21 protein-coding genes, 1 tRNA gene and 4 pseudogenes are annotated in these 21667 nt (G+C 72.7%); 12 read left to right on the top strand and 14 right to left on the bottom strand.

Features of this window, described 5'->3' with window-relative positions:
- Positions 1–717: 717 nt before the first annotated feature.
- Positions 718–918, bottom strand: a complete 201-nt coding sequence (locus ACQPZO_RS09120; RefSeq protein WP_433348742.1) for a hypothetical protein — start codon at positions 916–918, stop codon at positions 718–720.
- Positions 919–1078: 160 nt separating this feature from the next.
- Positions 1079–1903, bottom strand: a pseudogene (locus tag ACQPZO_RS09115) (transposase family protein).
- 79 nt (positions 1904–1982) lie between these two features.
- Here ACQPZO_RS09115 and ACQPZO_RS09110 point away from each other — a divergent pair.
- Both ACQPZO_RS09110 and ACQPZO_RS09105 read left to right on the top strand, forming a co-directional pair.
- Positions 1983–2474, top strand: a complete 492-nt coding sequence (locus tag ACQPZO_RS09110) for a hypothetical protein (protein WP_433348740.1) — start codon at positions 1983–1985, stop codon at positions 2472–2474.
- 131 nt (positions 2475–2605) lie between these two features.
- A pseudogene (locus ACQPZO_RS09105) lies at positions 2606–3181 on the top strand (tyrosine-type recombinase/integrase); the annotation flags it as partial.
- Between the two features lie 65 nt (positions 3182–3246).
- Here ACQPZO_RS09105 and ACQPZO_RS09100 read toward each other — a convergent pair.
- Together ACQPZO_RS09100 and ACQPZO_RS09095 are read right to left on the bottom strand one after the other, a co-directional pair.
- Positions 3247–3321 (bottom strand) — tRNA-Val (locus ACQPZO_RS09100).
- Between the two features lie 51 nt (positions 3322–3372).
- Complete coding sequence (locus ACQPZO_RS09095) at positions 3373–3939, bottom strand: TIGR02611 family protein (RefSeq protein ID WP_433348738.1); 567 nt, start codon at positions 3937–3939, stop codon at positions 3373–3375.
- A gap of 274 nt (positions 3940–4213) precedes the next feature.
- On the opposite strand from ACQPZO_RS09095, the gene ACQPZO_RS09090 reads away from it, so the two are divergent.
- Entirely contained in the window at positions 4214–4645 is a 432-nt protein-coding gene (locus ACQPZO_RS09090) for an SsgA family sporulation/cell division regulator (protein ID WP_007457244.1), read from the top strand.
- A gap of 70 nt (positions 4646–4715) precedes the next feature.
- Here the strand turns inward: ACQPZO_RS09090 and ACQPZO_RS09085 are convergent, their stop codons facing one another.
- A complete protein-coding gene (locus tag ACQPZO_RS09085) occupies positions 4716–5492 on the bottom strand; it encodes an SDR family oxidoreductase (RefSeq protein ID WP_433348736.1) in 777 nt (258 codons plus the stop codon).
- Positions 5493–5709: 217 nt separating this feature from the next.
- Between ACQPZO_RS09085 and ACQPZO_RS09080 the strand changes: the two are divergent.
- Both ACQPZO_RS09080 and ACQPZO_RS09075 read left to right on the top strand, forming a co-directional pair.
- Positions 5710–6753, top strand: a pseudogene (locus ACQPZO_RS09080) (helix-turn-helix transcriptional regulator); the annotation flags it as partial.
- A 211-nt stretch (positions 6754–6964) separates the two neighbouring features.
- The gene (locus tag ACQPZO_RS09075) at positions 6965–7420 is read left to right on the top strand and encodes an RrF2 family transcriptional regulator (RefSeq protein ID WP_350888802.1); all 456 of its coding nucleotides are present in this window, start codon (positions 6965–6967) and stop codon (positions 7418–7420) included.
- Between the two features lie 85 nt (positions 7421–7505).
- Here ACQPZO_RS09075 and ACQPZO_RS09070 read toward each other — a convergent pair whose 3' ends face one another.
- Together ACQPZO_RS09070 and ACQPZO_RS09065 are read right to left on the bottom strand one after the other, a co-directional pair.
- Complete coding sequence (locus ACQPZO_RS09070; RefSeq protein WP_433350900.1) at positions 7506–8060, bottom strand: flavin reductase family protein; 555 nt, start codon at positions 8058–8060, stop codon at positions 7506–7508.
- A gap of 208 nt (positions 8061–8268) precedes the next feature.
- Positions 8269–8346 (bottom strand): putative leader peptide, encoded by a 78-nt coding sequence (locus ACQPZO_RS09065; protein WP_405103913.1) that lies wholly within the window; start codon positions 8344–8346, stop codon positions 8269–8271.
- A gap of 249 nt (positions 8347–8595) precedes the next feature.
- On the opposite strand from ACQPZO_RS09065, the gene ACQPZO_RS09060 reads away from it, so the two are divergent.
- Positions 8596–8775 carry a DUF4236 domain-containing protein gene (locus ACQPZO_RS09060; protein ID WP_007075522.1) on the top strand — a complete coding sequence of 60 codons (180 nt, stop codon included), beginning with the start codon at positions 8596–8598 and terminating at the stop codon, positions 8773–8775.
- A 92-nt stretch (positions 8776–8867) separates the two neighbouring features.
- On the opposite strand, the gene ACQPZO_RS09055 is transcribed toward ACQPZO_RS09060, so the two are convergent.
- A complete protein-coding gene (locus ACQPZO_RS09055; RefSeq protein ID WP_433348734.1) occupies positions 8868–9773 on the bottom strand; it encodes a hypothetical protein in 906 nt (301 codons plus the stop codon).
- 49 nt (positions 9774–9822) lie between these two features.
- Entirely contained in the window at positions 9823–10344 is a 522-nt protein-coding gene (locus ACQPZO_RS09050) for a VOC family protein (RefSeq protein ID WP_433348733.1), read from the bottom strand.
- A gap of 57 nt (positions 10345–10401) precedes the next feature.
- On the opposite strand from ACQPZO_RS09050, the gene ACQPZO_RS09045 reads away from it, so the two are divergent.
- Together ACQPZO_RS09045 and ACQPZO_RS09040 are read left to right on the top strand one after the other, a co-directional pair.
- Entirely contained in the window at positions 10402–10851 is a 450-nt protein-coding gene (locus tag ACQPZO_RS09045) for a MarR family winged helix-turn-helix transcriptional regulator (protein ID WP_433348731.1), read from the top strand.
- A 60-nt stretch (positions 10852–10911) separates the two neighbouring features.
- Positions 10912–12633: a tetratricopeptide repeat protein gene (locus ACQPZO_RS09040; protein ID WP_433348729.1), complete on the top strand. Its 1722-nt coding sequence runs from the start codon at positions 10912–10914 to the stop codon at positions 12631–12633.
- 6 nt (positions 12634–12639) lie between these two features.
- Here ACQPZO_RS09040 and ACQPZO_RS09035 read toward each other — a convergent pair whose 3' ends face one another.
- A complete protein-coding gene (locus tag ACQPZO_RS09035) occupies positions 12640–13266 on the bottom strand; it encodes an SGNH/GDSL hydrolase family protein (protein WP_433348727.1) in 627 nt (208 codons plus the stop codon).
- A 224-nt stretch (positions 13267–13490) separates the two neighbouring features.
- On the opposite strand from ACQPZO_RS09035, the gene ACQPZO_RS09030 reads away from it, so the two are divergent.
- A complete protein-coding gene (locus tag ACQPZO_RS09030; protein WP_433350898.1) occupies positions 13491–15707 on the top strand; it encodes a HelD family protein in 2217 nt (738 codons plus the stop codon).
- Between the two features lie 113 nt (positions 15708–15820).
- On the opposite strand, the gene ACQPZO_RS09025 is transcribed toward ACQPZO_RS09030, so the two are convergent.
- Complete coding sequence (locus ACQPZO_RS09025) at positions 15821–16228, bottom strand: hypothetical protein (RefSeq protein WP_433348725.1); 408 nt, start codon at positions 16226–16228, stop codon at positions 15821–15823.
- A gap of 235 nt (positions 16229–16463) precedes the next feature.
- Between ACQPZO_RS09025 and ACQPZO_RS09020 the strand changes: the two genes are divergently transcribed.
- Complete coding sequence (locus ACQPZO_RS09020) at positions 16464–16859, top strand: hypothetical protein (RefSeq protein ID WP_433348723.1); 396 nt, start codon at positions 16464–16466, stop codon at positions 16857–16859.
- A 61-nt stretch (positions 16860–16920) separates the two neighbouring features.
- On the opposite strand, the gene ACQPZO_RS09015 is transcribed toward ACQPZO_RS09020, so the two are convergent.
- Positions 16921–17955 carry a sporulation protein gene (locus tag ACQPZO_RS09015; RefSeq protein ID WP_433348721.1) on the bottom strand — a complete coding sequence of 345 codons (1035 nt, stop codon included), beginning with the start codon at positions 17953–17955 and terminating at the stop codon, positions 16921–16923.
- A gap of 199 nt (positions 17956–18154) precedes the next feature.
- On the opposite strand from ACQPZO_RS09015, the gene ACQPZO_RS09010 reads away from it, so the two are divergent.
- Positions 18155–19225 carry a MerR family transcriptional regulator gene (locus tag ACQPZO_RS09010; protein ID WP_433348719.1) on the top strand — a complete coding sequence of 357 codons (1071 nt, stop codon included), beginning with the start codon at positions 18155–18157 and terminating at the stop codon, positions 19223–19225.
- A 429-nt stretch (positions 19226–19654) separates the two neighbouring features.
- On the opposite strand, the gene ACQPZO_RS09005 is transcribed toward ACQPZO_RS09010, so the two are convergent.
- Positions 19655–19876: a DUF397 domain-containing protein gene (locus ACQPZO_RS09005; RefSeq protein ID WP_433348718.1), complete on the bottom strand. Its 222-nt coding sequence runs from the start codon at positions 19874–19876 to the stop codon at positions 19655–19657.
- Positions 19873–20730, bottom strand: coding sequence for a helix-turn-helix domain-containing protein (locus ACQPZO_RS09000; RefSeq protein ID WP_433348716.1), 858 nt, complete (start codon positions 20728–20730; stop codon positions 19873–19875). The genes ACQPZO_RS09005 and ACQPZO_RS09000 overlap by 4 nt, the downstream gene beginning before the upstream one ends.
- A gap of 677 nt (positions 20731–21407) precedes the next feature.
- Between ACQPZO_RS09000 and ACQPZO_RS08995 the strand changes: the two are divergent.
- A pseudogene (locus tag ACQPZO_RS08995) lies at positions 21408–21638 on the top strand (hypothetical protein); the annotation flags it as partial.
- Positions 21639–21667 lie beyond the last annotated feature (29 nt).

Raw genomic sequence — 21667 nt, 5'->3', positions numbered from 1 at the left:
GGGAGGTCCTCAGCGCTTCACGACGTTTGCCACCCGTTTTCGGGCTCGGCTGTGCCGGATCTGTGCCGGATGATCATCCAAACACATTGGCCTTTATCATCTCGATCAAGCTAGCTCAAGATCGCTAGAGTGCCTGGCGTAAAGCGGGAAGCCCCTCGAAGCACTGGCCCTGAGTTCTCCTGTCCCTCGTCGTCCCGGCGTGCACAGGCACGCTGGCCGTTCCTGCGGCGTGGGCGGTGCGAGCCCAGGTCGAGGCGGAACGGGGAGAGCCAGCCCCGGACGCGGCGGTAGCCGTGTACGTGCTGCGGCTGAGTAGCGGACCCGAGAGGGTGTCGCCCTGGTGGTCACCGAGGTTCACGCGGTCTGGTGGCAAGATCGGGTGTCGCTGGTGGGCAGCCGGCACACTTGGCCCTTCGAGGTTCGAAAAGACTACGGCGGGTGGCAGGTCTGGACCGTCGAGGCTCCGGCCTGGTGCGGTGTCTACATCCGCCCTAGTCACTGCTGAGCGCGCGCCAAGCTCCGACGTGCGGCGGCGTCTAGGGCGTATCATGCCGATCTTGTAGCCGCAAATCTGGCCGCGCGCCGCGCTCTGAACGGCCGGTTGGTTCGGATCGCCCCCATCGGCTGGCGTTACCTGATCATTGTCCATGCCTGGTCGCCCGGGTGAGTGCCCAACATCTATGGCCAGATGGGTGTCCTGCCGGCTGCAGGGTGACGTCAACCGATGACGCCACCCACGCCACCGCTGCCGCTGCCGGCGCTGCCCTGGGAGGGATTGCGGTGCTCATCGAGCCGCGTCCGGGCGTCAGTCGATGCCCGCAGATTACGGATTCGACTGTCGGCGTCCGGTGGCATGTTGCGGGATCGGCGCCACAGCCAGACTGCCGAGATGACCACCAATACTGCGATCAGGACCATGAGCCATCTCATCTCGTGCCTCCAACCGTTGAGTCACCACGAAGGCCAGCAGCTATCTGCGAACTGGCTGGTGCCCCTCAGTATGTCCACGTCGTGTCAAGGGGAAGTTTCCGCGGACATCGGCAATCCGTCTACGGTGATCGGCAGGGCAACTCTCAACCTAAGGGACGTCTCGTAACTGGGTGAAGGCGTTACCCAGCATCGGGCCGGTGGTCAGCCGGCTGAGGATAATGGTGTGGAGGTTAGCGATGCCGGAAGCGCCGTCGGTCAATGTGTGGGCGGCACGACGGTAGTCACGCAGGATCTTGAAGCACTTCATCCTGGCCAGGGCGTGTTCGACCCCTGCTCGGACGGTTCTGTGTTCGACGTTGAGGGCTTGCTTCCGGGCTGGAGGTCGGTGCCGTCGGCGGGCTTGCGGCACGGCATGATCACCTGCGGGTTGCCCCGGTAGCCGCCGTCGGCCATCACTGGCCGCCCGGTCAGCTTCTGGTCGATGCCCGAGGCGCGGTAGACGACCGTGTCGTTGCGGTTGCCGGGCTGCGGGTCCCCGACGGCGATGACCAGGCGGGTGCTTGCGTCGATGGCGACCTGCAAGTTCGTCGAGTCCCGGTAGTTCTTGCTGCGGGCGGCCAAGCGGTGGTCGCGTGTGGGGATCAGGGTGCCGTCGACGATCGCGATCTGCTCGACCGGTCGCTTCCGCACCGACGCCAGGGCCAGCAGCGGTGCGAGGGTGTCGATGACCCAGTGGGCCACGGAGTGCGACACCCCGAACAGCGGGCCGATCTGCCGCATCGTCAGGTTCGTACGCCATAGGTGGCCACCAGCAGCACCGGTTGGCGAGGTCAAGGGCCCATTGCCAGCCCGGCCGGCCGTCGGCGATGCCATCGCCGCCACGCTCGGCGACCAGCCGGACCAGCTTCCGGAACTGGGCGGGCTGCAGCCCCGTGAACGGGAAGATCCACTCAGACCTGGCCGCGGTAATCACCTGCTACCCCAGGCATCCTGCTCGACCATCCTGACCAGACAGACGGCCGGGGTTACGTGGCGGCCCTTAGCCTCGGCGCGTGGATGACGAACTTCTTCGCCGGCTCCGGACCGAACAGGCCCGGGCACTGCTCTACGACGCCGACCCGCACCACGCGGTGATGCTGGGCTGCGACCTGCTGGTGGCCGGCGTCGACGGCGACGCCGTGGTGGCGCTCGCGGCAGAGTCAGCTCGGACACTGCCGGCGCATGACGCGAATCGGCGCCTGGGGGCGGTCACCGCCGAACTCGGACTCCCGGAGCCGGAGCTACCGACGGCGGTGGCGCTGATCGCGGCCGACACCTGCGAGCGGATCCTCGACCACAGCATCCCCGCCGAGGTGGGAACCCATTGTCTTTACGTGGTGGGACACGAGGGCAGCCCGCTGGACGACCTGCTCCCAACGGTCGCCGCCCTGGCCGCGCATCTCGAAGACGACCTCGGCGGGCGGGCCGACGACGACCTGCAAACCCGGCTCGCCGCGCTGGCCCGGACCATCCTGAACCGCCTGACAGCTGGAAATTCGGCTTGAGGCTGCGCTGCCCGGGGGCTTGGGCGACCGCCGACACGCGTGCGCCTGGTTGCCTGCTGTGCGAGCCCATGCCCATGCCATTGAAGATCACCCACAGTCCGCACCGGAACGCCGTCGCGTTACGAGACATCGCTTACGTGGTGCTGTCCCTGCTGACCGGCGCGCGCACCGAGGAACTACGGGCCCTCACGTGGGATCACGTCGACCTGGACGGCCGGCCCGCCGATGATCCGCCGCATCCACCGTCCATCGCGGTATGGCATTCGGTCCGGGCCGGCGGCGACACCAAGACCAGGAAGTCACGACGCACTCTCGCACTGCCGCTGCGATGTGTGGTCGCACTGCGGCGGCACCGGGCGCTACAGCACCGGGACCGAGAGAAGGCGGGCAAGGACTGGCAGCCCGGGAACCTCGTGTTCGCCAGTTCGACCGGCAGCGCCCTGGACGCCGCGAACGTCCGGCGAGCGTTTCGCCGGGTCGCCGCCAAGGCCGGACTGACCGCCACCGACTGGACGCCCCGGGAACTGCGACACAGCTTCGTCTCCGTGCTGTCCAGTAGCGGCGTGAGCTTGGAGGACATCGCCGACCTGTGCGGGCACTCCGGCACCACGGTCACGGAGAAGGTCTACCGGCACCAACTCCGGCCGGTGCTACTCAGCGGCGCGGTCGCTATGGATCGCATCTTCGCGCTGACCCCGGAGGGATAGTCACTCAGTTAGATACTCAGGACGCGAAAGAGGGCACATCCATCGATCGGATGTGCCCTCTTTCCTGGTGGGCGATGCTGGTATCGAACCAGCGACCTCTTCGGTGTGAACGAAGCGCTCTCCCACTGAGCTAATCGCCCTCAGCGCCGATGACTCTACCCGATCGAGGGACCGGACCGCGAATCCGGGGGTCAGTGCGTCGCGAGGTAGTGCAGCAGCCGGGCCAGCAGGTCGATGCCGAGGCTGTACTTGAGCGAGAGCCAGACCACCACGGCGACGAAGACGAGGCCCACGGACCCGAGCACGAACCGCACCGCCAGGGACCGGCTGGTGACCCACCGGGTCCAGCCCTGCACGTGCCGGCGGGTGAAGTTGAGCAGCCGGCGGGCCCAGTGGAACTCCACGGCCCAGATGCCCAGCCCGGCGATCACCAGCAGCCAGCCGGGGCCAGGCAGCGGGATCAGTGCGATACCGATGGTGACGACGAGGGCGCCGGCGATGGAGATGAAGATCTTGAGGGCGACCCGGCCGGTGGGGTTGGCGCGGATCAGGTCGAGGGTGGTGGCCACCCGCTGCCGGAAACGCCCGCTGCGCCGCTCGGCGACCGCCGTCCCGCCCCCGACTACCGGGCCGTCGGGGCCACCCCGGCCGCGCTGGTCCTTCGGCACTGCGTACCCCCGCCTTTCGGCTGCTCGGGCCCCTCCTTTCGGGGGGCCGGACCAGGCCGGCACATCCACTGAGGATCGGTTCGTTGCCATTTCGCCCTCCAGTGTCGCTCCGGCCCGTCACTCCATCGGACCACTGGACGTTACCGGAGTAAGTCGACGTCTGAACCACCCCGATGCCGGGCGGGATCACGTACTGGGCAGAACCGGATATCGTACAAGAATTTTCACATTCTAGCGGCGTTTCCGACCCCCTTCCCACCACTGGGTGAAGTCAGCGTATGGCGGAGCGTAGCCAGGAGTAGCACCTGAGTATGGGAAAAGCGGGACACGCGCGTTCCGCAGCGGTGCCGGGGGGAGAACGTCCATGAGTGTCATCCGACCGACGACCGTAGAGGTCGAGACGTCGCTAAGGCTCGTCGCGCCTGACGCCACCGCATTGCCGGTGCGTGCCAGCCTGCGTTACGACCCTGCTGATCCGTATGCGGTCCATGTCCTGTTCCATGCCGAATCCGCCGGCGGCGAGGCGGTGAGCTGGTCGTTCGCCCGCGAACTGCTGGTCACCGGCCTGGACGAGCCGGCCGGCATCGGCGACGTGCGGGTCTGGCCGTGGGCCACCCCGCGCGGCGACTTCGTCGCGCTGGCCCTGTCGTCACCGGACGGCAACGCCCTGTTCGAGGTGCCGCGCAGCGTCCTGGTGCGCTTCCTGCGGCGGACCTACGTCGTCGTCCCGCGCGGCCGGGAGGCCGAGCACCTGGACGTCGACACGGCGGTGAACCGGCTCCTCGCCGGTCGCTGACACGACGCCGGCCGGGGCCGCGCGGATCTGCCGAGTCCGCGCGGCCCCGGCCGCTGCTGTGGGTACGCGCTCAGCCGTGCGTCGTGATCCCGCCGTCGACGGGGATGACCGCGCCGGTCAGGTACGCCCCCGCCCGCGACGACAGGTAGATCGCGGTGCCGGCCATGTCCTCGGGGCGCCCGATCCGGCCGAGCGGGACCTGCTGCTCGATCGCCGCCCGGGCCGCCGGGTCCTGCAGCGCGAAGGCCATCATCTTGCTCTCGAACGGCCCCGGCGCGATCGCGTTCACGGTGATCCGCTCGCCGGCGAGCTGGTGGGCGAGGCCACGGGTGAGCATGTGCACGGCCGCCTTGGTGGCCGAGTACGCGTACACCTCCATGGACGGCACCCGGATGCCGTCGATCGAGCCGATGTTGATCACCCGGGCCGGGTCGTCGTCGGTGGCCGCCGCGCGAAGCGCCGGCAACAGGGCGGTGGTGAGCCGGAAGACGGCCTTGACGTTGACCGCCCAGAGCTTGTCGAACGCGCTCTCCGGGTACGACTCCAACGGCGCTCCCCAGGTGGCCCCGGCGTTGTTGACCAGCACGTCGAGCCGGTCCACCCGCTCCTGGACGGCCGCGGCCAGGCCCTCGGCCCCCGCGTCGTGGCCCAGGTCGGCGGGGATCGCCGCGCAGCGCCCCTCGGCGGACAGTTCCTCGGCCACCGCCTCGCAGACGTCCGCCTTGCGGGAAGAGATGATCACGTCCGCGCCGGCCCGCACGAAGCCCCGGGCGATCATCAGCCCGATGCCCCGTGAGCCGCCCGTGACCAGGACCTTCTTGCCTTCGACCGAGAACAGATCCGTCATGCCCATCCCATCGCCGTTCGGGGGCCGCCGGTGGTCCGCCGGACCCGGCGCTACCGCTCGGTAACCTAGCCGGGTCGGCGTGCCCCGACAAGCCGCCGGGCCGGCGTGGAACGGGTTGCCCCGGGGGGCCGCGACAAGCCGCCGGGCCGGCGCGGGACGGGGCGACCCGGGCCGCGTCGGGATGCGGCCCACTCGGGCGCGGGTTACCGTCGCAGCGATGGTCCCCTCCGGTCAGCCCTCCCCGGCACCCCCCACCGACCAGGCGTCGACCCGCCCCGACCTGGCGACGGCCCGCCCCGCGCCCAGCGCCGACGCCGCCGCCCGGTCCGCCGGCATCGCCGCCCTCACCCTCGGCGACCTCGCCCCGGACCCCGAGTGGCGACGCCCCGTCCTGCTCGACGCGGACCTCGTGGTCCTGATCACCGGCGGCCACGGCACCGCCGAGCTGGACTTCCGGCCGCTGCCCTGCCGCCCCGGAACCCTGCTGCGGGTACGCCCCGGTCAGGCGCTGCGCCACGCCGGGGGGCGGCTCGACGCCGTGGTGCTGCGCTGGACGCCCACGGCCCTGCTGCGGGACCCGGGCCTCGACGGCGGCGGTGTGCCGACACACCGGCAGCTCGCCGGCGAGGACGGGGACGCGGTGCTCAACGAGGTCACCCAGCTCGTGGTGGACCTGCGACGGCAACCGGACGTGCCCGCCGCCCGCGCCCTGCTCCGTCACCAGCTCGCCGTGCTGCTGCTGCGGCTCACGCTGCTGGACGCCGACGCGGCGGCCCCGGCGCAGGCCGAGCGGCGCGCCGAGAGCACCACGTTCCGGCGGCTCCGCCAGGAGGTCGAGCGCGGCTACCAGCACACCCGCCGGGTGGAGGACTACGCGACCCGGATCGGCTGCTCGGTGCGTACCCTGACCCGGGCCTGCCTGGCGGTGACCGGGCGCAGCGCGAAGCAGGTGATCGACGAGCGGGTGGCCCTGCAGGCCAGCCGGCTGCTCGCCGCCACCGACGAGCCGATCGCCCGGATCGGTCGCCGGCTGGGCTTCCCGGAGCCGACCAACTTCGGCCGCTTCTTCACCCGCGAGGCGGGGGTGAGCCCCGGCGTGTTCCGGGCTGCCCGGGGCCGGCCGACGCCCATCGGGCCGCCGCAGCGGGACCGCGAGGGCCGCGAGCCGGCACCGCCTCACCGAGACCGCGAGCCGGTGCCGCCCCACCGAGAGCGGGAGCAGGCGTCGTACCACAACGGGCTGGAGCAGCCGCCAACCACACGCGCGGGCGGCGGGAGGCAGCCGGACGCGCCGGGCGGAGCGGGTGGAGCGGGCGGGTCGTCGCGCAACAGCCGGGAGCACGCGGCGACGGGCGGGTGGGAGCGTCCGGCGGGCCACGGCGGCGGGCGGGACGGGGCGGCGGCGAGCCGGATCGTCCGGCCCCGGCCGCCCACCGACCCGACCGGCAGGGCGGGGCGGGCATGATGAGGGGGTGCAGATCTCCGCGCGCGGTGACTACGCGGTACGGGCGGCGCTGAGCCTCGCCACCGCGTACCCCTCCCTGCTGTCCACCCAGGCCATCGCGGCGGAGCAGGACATGCCGCGCAAGTTCCTGGAGGCGGTCCTGGCCGACCTGCGCCGGGCCGGGCTGGTCCGGGCCCAGCGGGGCGCCGAGGGCGGCTACACGCTGGCCCGGCCGCCGAAGGAGGTCACCATCGGGGCGATCCTGCGCGCCGTCGACGGCCCACTGGCCGGGGTGCGCGGAATGCGCCCCGAAGAGACCAGCTACGAGGGGGCGGCGGAGAACCTGCCCCGGCTCTGGGTCGCCGTCCGGGCGGCGGTCCGTCAGGTGGTCGACGAGGTGAGCCTGTCCGAGCTGACCAGCGGCCGGCTGCCGGGCCACGTGCGGCGGCTGATCGCCCCGCCCGACGCCTGGGAACCCCGCTGACCGCCGCCTGCGGGCAGTGGCGGCGCGGACCGGGCCGGCGGCGGGTCGACCCCGGCGCCTGACCCCTCGGTACGGGCCGGCGCGCTCAGCCGGGGACCTCCCACGGGTCGACGGTGGTGGTGAAGCCGGCCCGGTGGTGCACCAGCGGGTTGCCGTCCTCCCCCGACCCGAGAGCCAGCGGCTCGGCGATGACGATCGTGTGGTCGCCTGCGGCCACCCGGTGCACCACCCGGCAGAGCAGCACCGCGAGCGCCCCGTCGACCAGTGGCACCCCGAACGGGCCGGCCGTCCAGCCCCGGTGCGCGGCAAAGCGGTCGATGCCGCTGGTGGCGAAGGTGCGGGCCACCTGCTGCTGCCCGGCCGCGAGCAGATGCACGGCCACGTGCTCCGCGCGTTCGATGGCCGGCCAGCTCGACGACGCCCGGGCGAGGCAGAACGACACCAGCGGCGGCTCCAGCGACACCGAGGTGAACGAGGTGGCGGTGAACCCGGCCGGCGGCAGCGGCGGGCGTCCCCGGCCGGCGGAGGGCCCCGGCGCGGTGACCACGGTGACCGTGGCCGCCTGCCGGCGCAGCAGGGCGCGGAGCAGATTGAGGTCGACCGGGCACAGCTCGACGGTGCCGGCCCCGGGCCGGTCCACGGTGGGTGAGGCGGGCGCGACGGGGGTGGGCTGCTGCAGCGGACGCGGGGATGGGGGCACGACTGTCTCCTGCTCTGTCCACGGAGGAGGTGGGTCCACGATCGGTGGAGCGCGCCCCGGCAGGCGGGACGCGGTGGCACGCCCTCCGCCGTGAGCGGACGGGCGGACGGGACGCGGTGACGGGGGCCGAGCCGGTTGACCGGTCAGCTCAACAGAGCGCGCTCGCGTGCCGGACCAGGTCGACGTGCACGCGGGCGGTGAGGAGAGGCTCGTCCCGCTGCGACATGTGCTCATCGTGCCGTCGCCCCGCGCGGCCGGTCAACGCCCTTCCACAAGTTGAGATCAGCATCTCCCGACCCGTTGTCCATCGCTTCCACCAGTACTGATCACCCCGTAACACCCATCCGGTGGATAGAGATTGTCGGGCCGCGCGGCGACACAGTCCAGTGGGGACCCGGAGAGGTTTCGCGAATCGTCGTTTCGGGCATGTTCAATCTCGACACGGCAGACGATTGGTGACGAAGGGAGCCCCGCGATGGGCCTCATGTTCCGTAAGCGCAAGAAGTACGGCCCGATCATCCTGAACTTCACCGAGAACGGCTTCTCCTCGTGGAGCATCAAGATCGGCCGATGGTCCTGGAACTCGCGGGCCAAGGCGCACCGCGTCGACCTGCCCGGTCCGCTGTCGTGGAAGCAGGACAAGTCCCGGGCCTGACCTCCCGGATTCGAGCGGGGCGCCGACGTTGACGTCGGTGCCCCGCTCGACGTCCCGGTCGCATTTCGGCCGGCAGCGTTCCGGACGGACGGTCACCCCGGGGCTGCGGTGATCACCACGTCCCCGCCGAGCCGGCCGTGCTCCGGGTCACGGGTCACCGCCCCCGAGTCGAGCAGGCCGGTCACCGCCCGGGTCGCGTCGGCAGCCCGGTAGGGCGTCGCGGTGAGGGCGTGTCGGCGCAGCTCGGTGACCGTACCCGGGCCGTGGCGGTCGAGCTCGGCGAGCAGCTCCCGGGCCAGCGGCCCCGGATCCGGCTCCGCGACGACGTCGAAGGGCCGCCCCCGCGCGTCGGCCGGGTCGAGCAGGCGCATCCCGGAGGCGACCGCCCAGAGCGCGTCCTTGAACGCCTGGAGGCTGCGGTCCGACGAGGTCGCGAACGCCACGTGCCACCCGTCGGGCCCGCCGGCCGGTGGCGCCGCCGGGGCGGTCGCCGCGACCAGGTGGGCCTCGGTGACCAGCGGGAAGCCGGCCGCGTCCAGCGCCGGCCGCAGGGGCGCTCCGGGGCCGGTGACCAGCAGCAGGTCGGCCGGGCGGCCGGCCCGCGCGGCGGCCAGCAGGGCCGGCGTCGGGTCCGCGCCGTGGGCCACGGTCAGCAGCGGCGCGCCCACCGCCCCGGCCGCCTTGAGCGCCACCGGCAGCCGCGCCGGGTCGCCGGGCATGACGTGCACGGTCACCTCGGCGGGCAGGGTCGCCTCGATCGCGCCCAACCGGGCCGGCAGCGCCTGGTCGCCGTCGGCCAGCACCAGGATGGTCAGCCGGAACCCGCGCAGCCGGTCGGCGAGGCCCGCCACCGCCCGCAGCGCGGCGTCCGCGCCCCCCGCGTCGGTCCCGGCGTACGCCAGGGCGAGGGTGGCCCGCCGGGCGCGGTGCAGCGCTGCGGGCAACCAGGCTTCGAGCTGTCGGGCGAGCAGCTCGTGCAGGACGGTGTCGGTCGGCATGCTGTCGTTCTACCCCACCGGCCCGGGACGCGGCTCCCCACCCCGGTGGTCAGGCCGGGACGGAGATGCCCACCCCGCCGCGCGTCTGACCGCCGTAGCGCTGCCGCTCGCGGTCCAGGTCGAGGCGGCCGATCCGCTTGCGGGCGGCCAGGGCGTCGTCGTCGAGCCGGTCGGCCGGGATCAGCCAGACGATCTCGAACTCGAGCCCGTCCGGGTCCTGCCCGTAGAGGCTCTTGGTGGTGCCGTGGTCGGAGCTGCCGACCAGGGCGCCGGCGGCGGTCAGTCGCTCGGCGGTGCCGGCGAGCTCGTCGAGGGTGTCGACCTCCCAGGCCAGGTGGTAGAGGCCGACGGTGGCTCGGCCTGCGGTGGAGCGGCTGGCGGCCCCGCCGAGCTCGAACAGGCCGAGGTCGTGGTCGTTGGTGGAGCCGGCGGCCTGGAGGAAGGCCGCGCCCCGGAATCCGTCGGGGGTCATCGGGATGACCCGGAAGCCCAGCACGTCACGGTAGAAGGCGACGCTGCGGGCCAGGTCGGAGACGTAGAGGACGGCGTGGTTGAGGCGGTGGATTCCCATGCCGTCCAGGCTAGCGCGATTTGGTTGAGCGTTCAACGAGTTCGTTATGCTGGGTCCATGACCCGCTGGCTGGACCCTGACGAGCAACGCACCTGGCGGGCGTACCTCGCCGCCTCCCGGGCGCTGATGGACACGCTCGACCGCGAGCTGCAACGCGACGCGGGCATGCCGCACGCGTACTACGAGATCCTGGTCCGGCTCTCGGAGGCGCCCGACCGGCGGCTGCGGATGGGCGACCTGGCCGACGCGACCGGCTCCTCGCGCAGCCGGCTCTCACACGCCGCCGCGAGGCTGGAGGCGTCCGGCTGGATCCGGCGGGAGGACTGCCCGACCGACCGGCGCGGGCAGGTCGCCGCGCTCACCGACGCCGGGCACGCCGCACTCGCCGCCGCCGCGCCCGGCCACGTCGAGGGGGTGCGCCGGCACCTCTTCGACGCGCTCAGCCCCGCCCAGGTGGACCAGCTCCGCCGGATCAGCGAGACGCTCGCCGACCACCTGACCGGATGATGACCGAATCGCGATAATCGGGGGGTTGTACATATTGTCGCGGGACGGCCACGATGAGGCGTGTCCTCCGCCTTCGGTGATTTGACCGTCCAGGCGCACCACCTGGTGTCCGCTGGCGACCTGGCCGGCGCGCAACAGCTGCTCTCCGACGCGCTGAGCGACGCCGATCCGCGCCCCGACCACGCCTCCCCCGAGCTGGCCGACGCCGCCGGCCTCCAGGCCCGTGTGCTGGTCGCGCTGGGCGAGCCTCACTCGGCGCGGGGGTGGGCTGCTTTCGCGTACGCGGCCACGAGCCGGCTGTACAGCCCCTCCGACCCGCGTACGGTCTCGGCGGCGGCGACCCTCGCCGCGGTGCTGCACCGGGTCGGCAGCTACGCCCGCGCCGCCCGGCTCTACTCCGACGTCATCATCGAGCTGACCGCCTCCGACGGGCCGGAGTCGCTGCGGGTGCTGGCCGCCCACGCCGACCTGGCCACCGTCGAGTACGCCCGCGGCCAGTGCGAGGTGGCCCGGGAGCGGTTGCAGGACGCCTGGGAGCTGCACCGGGAGGTGTACGGGGACGGCCACCCCGGCGGCATCAAGATGCTGGCCCGGCTCGGGGCGATGCAGCGCGACTGCGGGGAGTTCGCCGAGGCGCACGACCACCTGGCCCTGGCCCGGGAGCTGTGCCGGCAGCACCTCGCCATGGACGACCCGCTCGCCGTGCAGGTGGCGGGCCTGGCCCGGGCCGCCGCAAACCCCGACCACGTCTGCGCGCGGACGCCCCCGGCCGACCGGGAGGAGCCGGCGGAGGCACCCGTGGTCCCGGCAGCCCGCGTCCCGCCAGCCGCCGAGGGGCCACCGACGTACCAGACGGCGTGGCCGCCGGAGGACGACCCGTACCCGCCGGCCGTGCCCGCCCCCCGGACGCCCCCGGACGGGATGGCCCACCACGCCCCCGCGTACCCCGCCGGGGACGATCCGTGGGTCACGCAACACGCCGCGCGCGGTGCCCCGGCCCGCGCCGTCGACGACGATCACTGGCCCCGGGACGGCGACGAGCGGGGCGTCCAGCCGTACCCGGAGGACGACGACCGGTGGCCCCGGGACGGCGGCGAGCGGGGCGTCCGGCCGTACCCGGAGGACGACGACCGGTGGCCGGACGAGCCGGGACGGCCGGCCGCGAGCTCGCTGCCCCCGACGGTCGTCGGCCTGGCCGGTGCCGCCGACGAGCCGGCCGGGGTGCGGGCCGTGCACCCGCCCGTGACCCGGGAGGACCGGTCCCGGCTGCTCCCGGTGCTGGTCCCCCGCCCGCCCGCGCCCCCGCCGCGCCGGCTCACCCCGCTCGTGGTGCTCGGCGGGGTGACCGTGGTGGTGCTCGGCACGGCGGCGGTGATCGCCGGGGTCGCCCGGGTCGACCGTCCGGCACCCGGCCCGGCACCCTCGGTCACCGCCCCGCCAAGCTCCGGCGGCCCGTCCGGCGGCGCACCGTCCGGCGGCGCGTCGGCCAGTCCCCGGGCCGCCGCCTCACCCGGCACCCCGCCGGGCGGGTTCACCGTCCGGGACAACCGGGACAACATCGCGCTGCGCTGGACGTACCCGGCGGGTGCGACCGGGCCGGTGGTGCTCGCCAAGGGCCAGTCCGGGCAGGAGCCCCGCGCGTTCGAGACCCTCCCGCCGGGCAGCACGAGCTTGCTGGTCTACGGCCTGGACCGGGCCGACGACTATTGCTTCACGGTCGCGGTGGTGTGGTCCGTGGAGACGGTCGGCCGGAGCAGCCAGGTCTGCACCAACCGCCGCTGACCGACCTCAGGCGGCCAGGGCGGTCAGGAAGGCGTCCGCGATGACCGCATGGCCGGGCAGCTCCGGGTGCACCCGGTCGTCGGCCCAGCGGCTCGACGGGCTGTGCCGCAGCACCCGGTCGAAGGCCGCCTGGGTGGCCACGTGCACCGCGTCGAAGTCCTTGGCGAGGGCGGCTACCACGGCGGCGTACCGGTCGGTCTCGGCGCGCTGCGGCTCGTCGACATCGGCCTCGATGAAGAACGGGTCGGCGAGGAGCAGTCGGCACCCCGTGGCGTCCACGGCCCGCCGCAGCAGCGCGCGCAGGGTGCGCTCGTACTCGTCGATCGGCACCGCCTCGGCCTCCCGGCCGGGGACGAACGCGCGCCAGATGTCGTTGATCCCGATCATCACGGAGAGCCAGTCGGGGCGCTCGCCGATCGCGTCGGCGTCCCAGCGGGCCGCCAGGTCCCGGACGGTGTTGCCGCTGATCCCCCGGTTGACCCAGGTCAGCTCGCGCTCCGGGTGCCGGGCGTCGACGAACGCGCGGACCAGACTCGGGTACCCGACGCCGTAGGGGGCGGCGGCGTCACGCCGGCCGCAGTCGGTGATGCTGTCCCCGATGAAGACGACACGCTGACCGGCACCCAGCAACATCCCGCACGACTCCGTCCCCGGCGGCGGTGGCTCCCGACCGATCGCTTGGTGGGAGAGGTCGCCGCACGGTATCTTTTGCAGTTCAGGCACAAAAAAGGAACGGCGATAAATGCCGTTCCGAATGCAATCCTAATCACTAGGGAGACGGCTTGTCAAGGCACTCCGCGGGTCCCGACGAGCTACGGCACGACGACGAGATCGGCCCCGAGCAGGAGTACGTCTCCATGCTCTACGGCCGGCTGGACGGCATGCGGGAACAGGCCGCCCGGCGGCTCGCCGAGGAACTACACACCACCGGCGGCACCCTCCAGGCCCGGTCCCAGCGGGACAGCTCCGTGCAGATGTACGCCGAACAGGTCGAGCAGTTCTCCGCCGTGGAGAACGGGCTCTGCTTCGGCCGGCTGGACGCCGACGACGGCGCGCGCCACTACATCGGCCGGATCGGCATCTTCGACACCAGCGGCGACTACGACCCGCTGCTGATGGACTGGCGGGCCCCCGCCGCCCGGGCCTTCTACCTGGCCACCGCCGCCAACCCGCAGGGGGTACGGCGGCGACGGCACCTGCGGACCCGGCAGCGCAAGGTGACGGCCCTCAACGACGAGGTGCTCGACCTGGCCGCCGCCTCCCCCACCGCGCACGAGGAGCTGACCGGGGAGGCGTCGCTGCTCGCCGCGCTCACCGCCGGCCGGACCGGCCGGATGCGCGACATCGTCGAGACCATCCAGGCCGAGCAGGACCGGATCATCCGCGCCGACCTGCCCGGCACGCTGGTGGTCCAGGGCGGCCCGGGCACCGGCAAGACCGCCGTCGCCCTGCACCGCGCGGCGTACCTGCTCTACACCCACCGCAATGTGCTCTCCAGCCGGGGCGTGCTGCTGGTCGGCCCGAACGAGACGTTCCTGCGCTACATCTCGCAGGTGCTCCCGGCGCTGGCCGAGACGGGCGTGCTGCTGCGTACCCCCGGGGACCTTTTTCCCGGGGTCAGCGCCCGCCGGACGGAGCCGGCGGAGGCCGCGGCGGTCAAGGGCCGTGCCGAGATGGTGCAGGTGCTCACCGAGGCGGTGCGGGACCGGCAGTGGGTTCCCGACGAACCGCTGGAGATCGAAGTCGAGCGGGAGGTGCTGCGGCTGGACCCGGAGACCGTCCGGGCGGCCCGGGACCGCGCCCGCCGCACCGGTCGGCCGCACAACCTGGCGCGCGCGGTCTTCGACGTCGAGATCGTGCACGCCCTGGCCGACCAGGTGGCCGACCGGATCGGCGCGGACCCGCTGGGCGGGGAGAACCTGCTCGACGAGGCCGACGTCGCGGAGATCCGCCGCGAGCTGCGCGAGGAGCCCGAGGTGCGGGCCGCGCTGGACCGACTCTGGCCGGTGCTCACCCCGCAGCGCCTGCTCACCGACCTGTACGCCGACCCCGACCGGATCGCCGCCGCCGCACCCGAGCTGACCGACGCCGAGCGGGCCCTGCTGCACCGCCGGCCGGGCGGCTGGACGCCGGCCGACGTGCCGCTGCTCGACGAGGCCGCCGAGCTGCTCGGCGAGGACGACCGCACCGCTGCGGCCCGCCGGCAGCGCATCCGGGCTTCCCAACGCGAGTACGCCGAGGGCGTGCTGGAGATCGCCCGGGGCTCCCGCTCCATCGACGTGGAGGACGAGGCCGAGGGCGGCGAGATCCTCGGCGTCACCGACCTGCTGGACGCCGACCAGTTGCTGGAGCGCCAGGAGGAGTCCGACGGGCTGACCGCCGCCCAGCGCGCCGCCGCCGACCGGGGTTGGGCGTTCGGGCACGTGATCGTCGACGAGGCGCAGGAGCTGTCGCCGATGGCCTGGCGGCTGCTGATGCGCCGCTGCCCGAGCCGGTCGATGACGATCGTCGGGGACGTGGCGCAGACCGGGGCGCTCGCCGGCACCCCCTCATGGGCCGACGCGCTGGAGCCGTACGTGGCGCAGCGGTGGCGGCTGGAGGAGCTGACCGTCAGCTACCGCACGCCCGCCGAGATCATGGCGGTGGCCGCCGAGGTGCTGACGAAGATCGACCCGCACCTGCTCCCGCCGCGCTCCGTACGGGAGAGCGGGGTGCCGCCGTGGGACCGTCGGGTCGCCGAGGACGCGCTGCCCCGCGAGCTGACCGAGGCGGCGGTCGCCGAGGCGGCCGGGCTGGCCGACGGGCGGCTCGGGGTGATCGTCCCCGCCGGCCGGGTCGACGAGCTGGGCACCGCCCTGGTCGCGGCGCTGCCGGAGGCGGCCGTCGGCGAGCACCCGGAGCTGGAGAGCCGGGTGGTCGTGCTGACCGTCGGGCAGGCCAAGGGGCTGGAGTTCGACTCCGTCCTGGTGGTCGATCCGGAACGGATCGTGGCCGAGTCCCCGCGCGGGCACAGCGACCTCTACGTCGCCCTGACCCGCGCCACCCAACGCCTGGGCATCCTCCGCCCCGCCTGACCCCCCACCCCCCACGCGCCCGAGGTGGATCTTGGACAGTTACCGTCCACTCGGAACGACAACTGTCCAAGTTCCGCGCCCGGGGCGGGCGGGGGCGGGGCGGGCGGGGGCGGTCAGTCGTCGGTGAAGTCGCCGACCTGGCTGGCGCTGCTCGACTGGTCACTCGTCGAGCCGCCCGCCGGGGTGCTCAGGCCGCCCGTGGTGGCGTCGCCGGTGGTGGTCGGTGCGACCTTCCCCGGGTGCCGCTCCGGCTGCCGGGCCACCCGCCGCACGCTCGCCGGGCCGGCAGTGCCGCCGGTCGTGGTCAGCGCGCCCTGGCCCCGGGTCGGGCCGCCGTCGCGCAACACCTCCGGGTCGATCGGGACGTCCGCCGGGTCGCCCGGGTCCTCCTCCTGGAGGACCCGCGTCTCGTCGGTCTGCGGCACGGTGACCTCGTCGAGGGCCCCCGGGCCGTACACCCCACCGGCGATCCGTTGCTCGGCCTTGCGGGCGGACTCCCGCATCATGTCGTCCTCACGCACGTCCATCACCTCGCAGATCTGTCGGATCGCGCTGCGTGCCCGGGTGCCGGCCGACCAAACCCCACGCCAGGCCCGCGCCGACGCCGCCATTCGGTGGGCCGGCGGGTGTTAACTCGGCGGACGCCGGGGTAGTCGGGGGGTGCCCCCGCCGAGAACGCCAACCGTGCCGTGGCCGAAACGCGGTAGCGGGGCGAGGGAGCGCAGGTAGGACTCATCGCATCCTGAGGAGGACAAGATGAGCACGCAGGCTGCATCCACCAGGTCGACGAACCGGACCCAGGAAGCGCCGAACCGCGCGATGAACGACATGCCGAACCGCGCGATGAACGAGGCGCCCACCAGGCAGATGCCGATGATGCACGACGGGCATCGCGAGCCGATGCAGGCGCCGGGCACGGAGACCAAGCAGGCCTTCATGACGACGGAGTTCTGGGTCTACGTCGCGTCGGTGATCGGCGTGCTGGCCGCGTCGTACCTGGTCGGCAAGAACTCGGTCGGCGTGGACATCTTCCGCGCCCCGCAGGCCTGGTTCTTCATCACGCTGCTGTCCATCGGCTACCTCGGTAGCCGGGGTCTGGCCAAGGCCGGCAGCAACTACCGCAGCGACACGGAGCGCAAGAGCAGGCACTGACCGCACGGATCAGCACGGTGGCCCTCCGGGAATCTCCCGGAGGGCCACCGTGATACGTGCGTCACTCCTCGTCGCCGCCGGAGCCCCAGTCCTCGGCAAAGTCGCCCTCGACCGCGTCCTCGATCATCTCGCCGGCGACCATCCCGCCGACGGCGCCGAGCGCCGCGCCCGCGACGATGCCGCCCATGCCGCCGCCCCGGCCGTGGCCGCCGTGCCCGTGGCCGCCGTGCCCGTGCTGCATCGGGTAGCCGTGCGAGGCCCCGTAGCCGGGGGGCGTACCGAAGCCCTGCGGTGCGCCGAAGCCCTGCGCGCGCAGGCCGCCGTAGCGGGACGTGGTCTCCTGGAGCCAGCCGTCGACGACCTGCGCCCAGTCGACCCGGTCGGCATCCGTGTGCGCGACGCTGTACCGGCCGAACACGTCGTGGCCGGCGCTGAGGAAGCCGCCCCGCTTGTCACACTCCAGCACCACGTCGATGCCCTGGGGGCTGGTCACGAAGGTCAGCTCGACCTCGTTGATGACCTGCGCGTACTGCGACGCGGCGTAGAACTCGATCTCCTGGTAGAACGGCAGCGTCTGCTGCGTGCCACGGATGTGGCCGCGCTCCAGGTCGGCGCCCTTGAACCGGAAGCCGAGCCGGGCGAAGGCGTCCAGGATGCGCTCCTGCACCGGCAGCGGGTGGACGTTGACCTGGTCGAGGTCGCTCTTGTCGACCGCTCGGGCCACCGCCACCTCGGTGCGCAGCCCCATCGTCATGCCGTGCAGGCGCTGGCCGTACACGTCGGTGATCGGGGTTTCCCACGGCATCGGAAGCTGGAACGGAATCGAGAGCTGCTGCTTCGGGGCCAACTCGAACGCCCCGGCGACCGGCAGCCGGTGGAACTCCATCACACCGGCGTACTCACTGTCGCCGCTCTCCATCTCGACCCGGGTGACCAGGCCGACGACGATCTGCTCGATGGCCGCCGACGCGTCGCCGCCGACCAGGTTGACCTTGCCCTCGAGGGCGAGCCCCGGCCGGGTGTTCGGGTTGGCAAGGACGGTGTCCACGGTGGGACCGCCGACACCGAACGCGCTCAACATCTTCTTGAAGACCATCGCCACTCCCGTAGACGGGCGCGGGCTCCACCCTGGAGCGCCGCCGCTCACCGCCCGACCCTAGTCGCGAGCGCTGTGAGATGGCTGTGAGCAGACCCGGCGCGTCGCCCTCCTCACGGACTGGCTTGACCTTGACCTTCGGGGAGGTCCCAGCCTGGTCCGTGCCGGTCGCCGCGACCGGCGCGAGGAGGATGTCGACGTGGGGCTGCTGACCATCGGGGCGTTCGCCAGGGCGGTGCGCCTCACGCCGAAGGCGTTGCGGCTGTACGACGAGCTGGGGCTGTTGCGCCCGGCCGCCGTCGATGCCGAGTCGGGGTACCGGCTCTACGCCCCGGAGCAGGTGGAACAGGCCCGGCTGATCGCCGCGCTCCGGCGCATCGGCATGCCGCTGGCCGAGATCCGCACCGTCTGCGGGCTGAGGCCCGCGGCGGCGGCCGGGGCGGTCGAGGCGTACTGGCGGCGGATCAGCGCCGACACGGCGGCCCGCGGTCGACTCGCCACCCGCCTCGTCGACGTCCTGACAGACAGGGGTACCACCATGTCCGACCCGATCCCTGCCCTCGGCCTCCGCCACGCCACCCGCTGCGACATCGGGGCCATACGGGACAGCAACGAGGACGCCGCATACGCCGGCGAGCGGTTGCTGGCCGTCGCCGACGGCATGCGCGGCCCGGGTGGTGCCGCCGCGAGCGCCGCCGCCATCGACGCCCTCAGGCTGGTGGAGTCGGCCGACGCGCCGGCCGGCGAGCTGATCACGCTGCTGGCCGGCGCAGTCGCCGACGCCGACCGCGCCGTGCGCGCGATGGCCGTGGCCGACCACCAACCGGTCACCACCCTGACCGCGCTGCTGCGCTCCGGCGCCCAGTTGGCGCTGGTGCACGTCGGCGACACCCGGGCGTACCTGCTGCGCGCGGGCGAACTGTTTCCGCTCACCCGCGACCACACGTACGTGCAGTCGCTGGTCGACCAGGGCCGGCTCGACCCGGCGGAGGTCCCCGCGCACCCGCAACGGTCCCTGCTGGTGCGGGCCCTCGGCGCGGGCGGGACGCAGGTAGAGGCGGACCTGGCGCTGCGAACCGCCGTCGAGGGCGACCGCTACCTGCTCTGCTCCGACGGGCTGTCCACGGTCGTCAACCCCGGGGCGCTGCACGCCGCGCTCAGGGCGGGCGACGAACCCGCCCGGGTCGTGGAACGGCTGGTCGAGTTGGCCCACGACGGCGGAGCGCCGGACAACATCGCCTGCGTCGTCGCCGACGTCGTCGCGGTGTAGCTCCGACGGTGAGGTGGCCGGACCCGTTCGGGCCCGGCCACCTGGCCGGTCAACTTCCGGGGCCGGGGACGGCTTTGGTGCCGGGCGTCCAGGTCCTCAATCTCGCCGGTCCTCAGCTGGGTCTCCTCTCCCGCAGATGCCCCGGGAGGTCGCCGCTACGCCGCCCCGTACGTCGGGCGGTCGGGCGGCGGCCTGACGAATGCTCCCGGCCGGGGACCTGCCCGTTGGCCCCTGTGGAGCTGCCCCGTTTGTGCTACCGATGGAGCGGTAGCGTGGACGGGGCAGCTCCACAGGGGCCAACACAGGGCAGGCCGACCCGGCCAAGGCACCGATGGCGTCGGCAGCGCGCGCATCCCCTGGGGCCCTGCCAGGCCGGAGACCCTCACGACTCTGCCGGGGCCCTGGTTGCGCGGTACGACGGATTGTGGCTCAGCCGTCGGTGAAGTCGAACTCGCCGTCCTTGACCCCGCCCACGAAGGCCGCCCACTCCTCGGCCGTGTAGACGATCGTTGCGACGTCGGGTGCCTTGCTGTGCCGGACGGCAACCCGCCCGGACCCGTCCAGCACCGGCCCCGCCTCCACACAGCTCCCGCCGTTGTCGTTACTCCTGGTGCTGATGTGCCACGCGACCGGCGGCAGAGTCTCGCTCATGACATGTCCTCCGAGATCATGACGATCAGCTCTGCCGACTCGGCTTCGCCGAGTGCGGCATTCACGAGCCGATCGTACGCGTCGATGAAGCGCTGGGACTTCGGTGCTTCCAGGTAGAGCCGCCCGCCCAGGTTCTCCAGGTAGGCAACCTCCGGATATGGAGCGGGGAGCGTGAACAGAGTGAATGTTCCATCCATACCGGCATGCAAAGCCACATTGGAGGGAAGTACCCGCACTGCGATTTTCCTGCGCTGGGAGAGTTGGGTGAGATGGCGAAGCTGGTCCGCCATCGTCGATCTCCCACCGACGGGACGACGCAGGACACCCTCCTCAAGCACCACTCCGATCCGAGTAGGTCCGTCGAGCACCCGCTGCCGCTCCATTCGGAGTTTCACCCACCGTTCCAGGGTCAGTTCGGGGACTCCCGGCTCTGCCGCGTTGCGGATGACAGCCTCCGCATAGGCGGGAGTCTGGAGCAGACCCGGTAGCAAAAGGGCGTTGTAGGAGCAGATGCGCTCGGCGCGGCCCTCCAGCCAGGGGTACTCGATGAACGACGAGTCGACCACGTCCCCGTAGTCCTCGTCCCAGCGGTCGGTGCGCCACACCTCCTCGGCGAGGGACAGCAGCCGGGCTCGCTCGGCCGCGTGGTGAAAGCCGTACAGGTCGAGCAGTGCGGTGACGTCGCCCTTGCGAATGGGCCAGTCCGCCCGCTCGTAGCGACCGAGCGCCGACATGTCCCGTTGCAGGTGCTCGGAGACGAGCTTCAGGGTCATCCCCCGCTCCTCCCGCAGGGCCCGTAGCTGCTGGCCGAGCCACTGCGCGCGCAGCGTCCGGATGAACGGTTTGTGCGGCATGATCCACCTCTCGAATAAGTTGGCGAGGCCCGCGAAGGAACCATTGCTCCAGTTCGAGCCCACTGGAAATGTGGCCTTCGGGTGAGGGTGATCGCCGACCCCCGGGGACGCCCGGTGCAAGCACGGCAACCGCGGCTGTGCCAACAGCCGAGAAGGTGACGAGAGACGGCCTCGCGTGTGGCAGACGCATACCGGTTCTCGTCGGGTCTCAACATGGAGCCGCGTTCCGCGCGCATTCCGGCTCCGACCGACTTGATGAATACCTATCACGGTCAGGTGCGCCTTCGCGACCCTGACCCGCCCGGAATCAGCACCACCCACCGGCAGCCCGGTGAGCCGTACTCGCCGATTGAGGCTGCGGTCGCCGGGCGGGGCGGCCCTGCCCGGAACTCCCCCTCCGCCAGGGCCGCCCCATCCACCAACCAGAAGGTGACCGATGACCCGAGGAACCGTCTACGGCGGCACACCCCCGCTGCGGCTGCACCCGAGACATGTCCGCGACCGCCAGTTCCCCGCCGCCGGCTTCGGCGGGCGCTGCGCGACTGGCAGGGCACCCAGGCCCGGCGGTGCCAGTCGTGAACCCGGAATCGGCACCCGCGCCCGGCGGCGTCTTCGCGGCGCTGCCCCGGGCCGCCGTCGAGGCGTTCACCGGGGCGGACGATCCCGCGCCCCGTCACGTGATCCATCTGCCGGTGGCGGTCGCCGACCTGGCCGAGGCGCTCCGCTTCGCGTACACGTTGACCCGTTCGCTGTCGTCGCTGCCGCAGGTCGAGGCGGGCGGCACCACCGTCTCCGCCGAGGACGCCCAGCACGTACGACACTGGGGTTCTGCGACCGGGATCAGGCCGGACCGCCGGCGCTGCGCCCGCCGGGCCGACCACGACGGGCCCGTGCGACCCGGCGGGCCGGCCCTGCCGCCTATAGAATTTCATCTCAG

Source organism: Micromonospora sp. CA-111912, assembly GCF_050948415.1.
GTDB lineage: Bacteria > Actinomycetota > Actinomycetes > Mycobacteriales > Micromonosporaceae > Micromonospora.
Note: the sequence above shows the minus strand (reverse complement) of the source record. Positions and strands in the feature narration are given on the sequence as shown.

Coding starts and splice junctions, on each gene's coding strand:
- ACQPZO_RS09120 (WP_433348742.1), bottom strand. CDS start 918: ATGGTCCTGATCGCAGTATTGGTGGTCATCTCGGCAGTCTGGCTGTGG.
- ACQPZO_RS09095 (WP_433348738.1), bottom strand. CDS start 3,939: ATGGCAACGAACCGATCCTCAGTGGATGTGCCGGCCTGGTCCGGCCCC.
- ACQPZO_RS09090 (WP_007457244.1), top strand. CDS start 4,214: ATGAGTGTCATCCGACCGACGACCGTAGAGGTCGAGACGTCGCTAAGG.
- ACQPZO_RS09085 (WP_433348736.1), bottom strand. CDS start 5,492: ATGACGGATCTGTTCTCGGTCGAAGGCAAGAAGGTCCTGGTCACGGGC.
- ACQPZO_RS09065 (WP_405103913.1), bottom strand. CDS start 8,346: ATGTCGCAGCGGGACGAGCCTCTCCTCACCGCCCGCGTGCACGTCGAC.
- ACQPZO_RS09060 (WP_007075522.1), top strand. CDS start 8,596: ATGGGCCTCATGTTCCGTAAGCGCAAGAAGTACGGCCCGATCATCCTG.
- ACQPZO_RS09055 (WP_433348734.1), bottom strand. CDS start 9,773: ATGCCGACCGACACCGTCCTGCACGAGCTGCTCGCCCGACAGCTCGAA.
- ACQPZO_RS09050 (WP_433348733.1), bottom strand. CDS start 10,344: ATGGGAATCCACCGCCTCAACCACGCCGTCCTCTACGTCTCCGACCTG.
- ACQPZO_RS09045 (WP_433348731.1), top strand. CDS start 10,402: ATGACCCGCTGGCTGGACCCTGACGAGCAACGCACCTGGCGGGCGTAC.
- ACQPZO_RS09035 (WP_433348727.1), bottom strand. CDS start 13,266: ATGTTGCTGGGTGCCGGTCAGCGTGTCGTCTTCATCGGGGACAGCATC.
- ACQPZO_RS09030 (WP_433350898.1), top strand. CDS start 13,491: ATGCTCTACGGCCGGCTGGACGGCATGCGGGAACAGGCCGCCCGGCGG.
- ACQPZO_RS09020 (WP_433348723.1), top strand. CDS start 16,464: ATGAGCACGCAGGCTGCATCCACCAGGTCGACGAACCGGACCCAGGAA.
- ACQPZO_RS09015 (WP_433348721.1), bottom strand. CDS start 17,955: ATGGTCTTCAAGAAGATGTTGAGCGCGTTCGGTGTCGGCGGTCCCACC.
- ACQPZO_RS09005 (WP_433348718.1), bottom strand. CDS start 19,876: ATGAGCGAGACTCTGCCGCCGGTCGCGTGGCACATCAGCACCAGGAGT.
- ACQPZO_RS09000 (WP_433348716.1), bottom strand. CDS start 20,730: ATGCCGCACAAACCGTTCATCCGGACGCTGCGCGCGCAGTGGCTCGGC.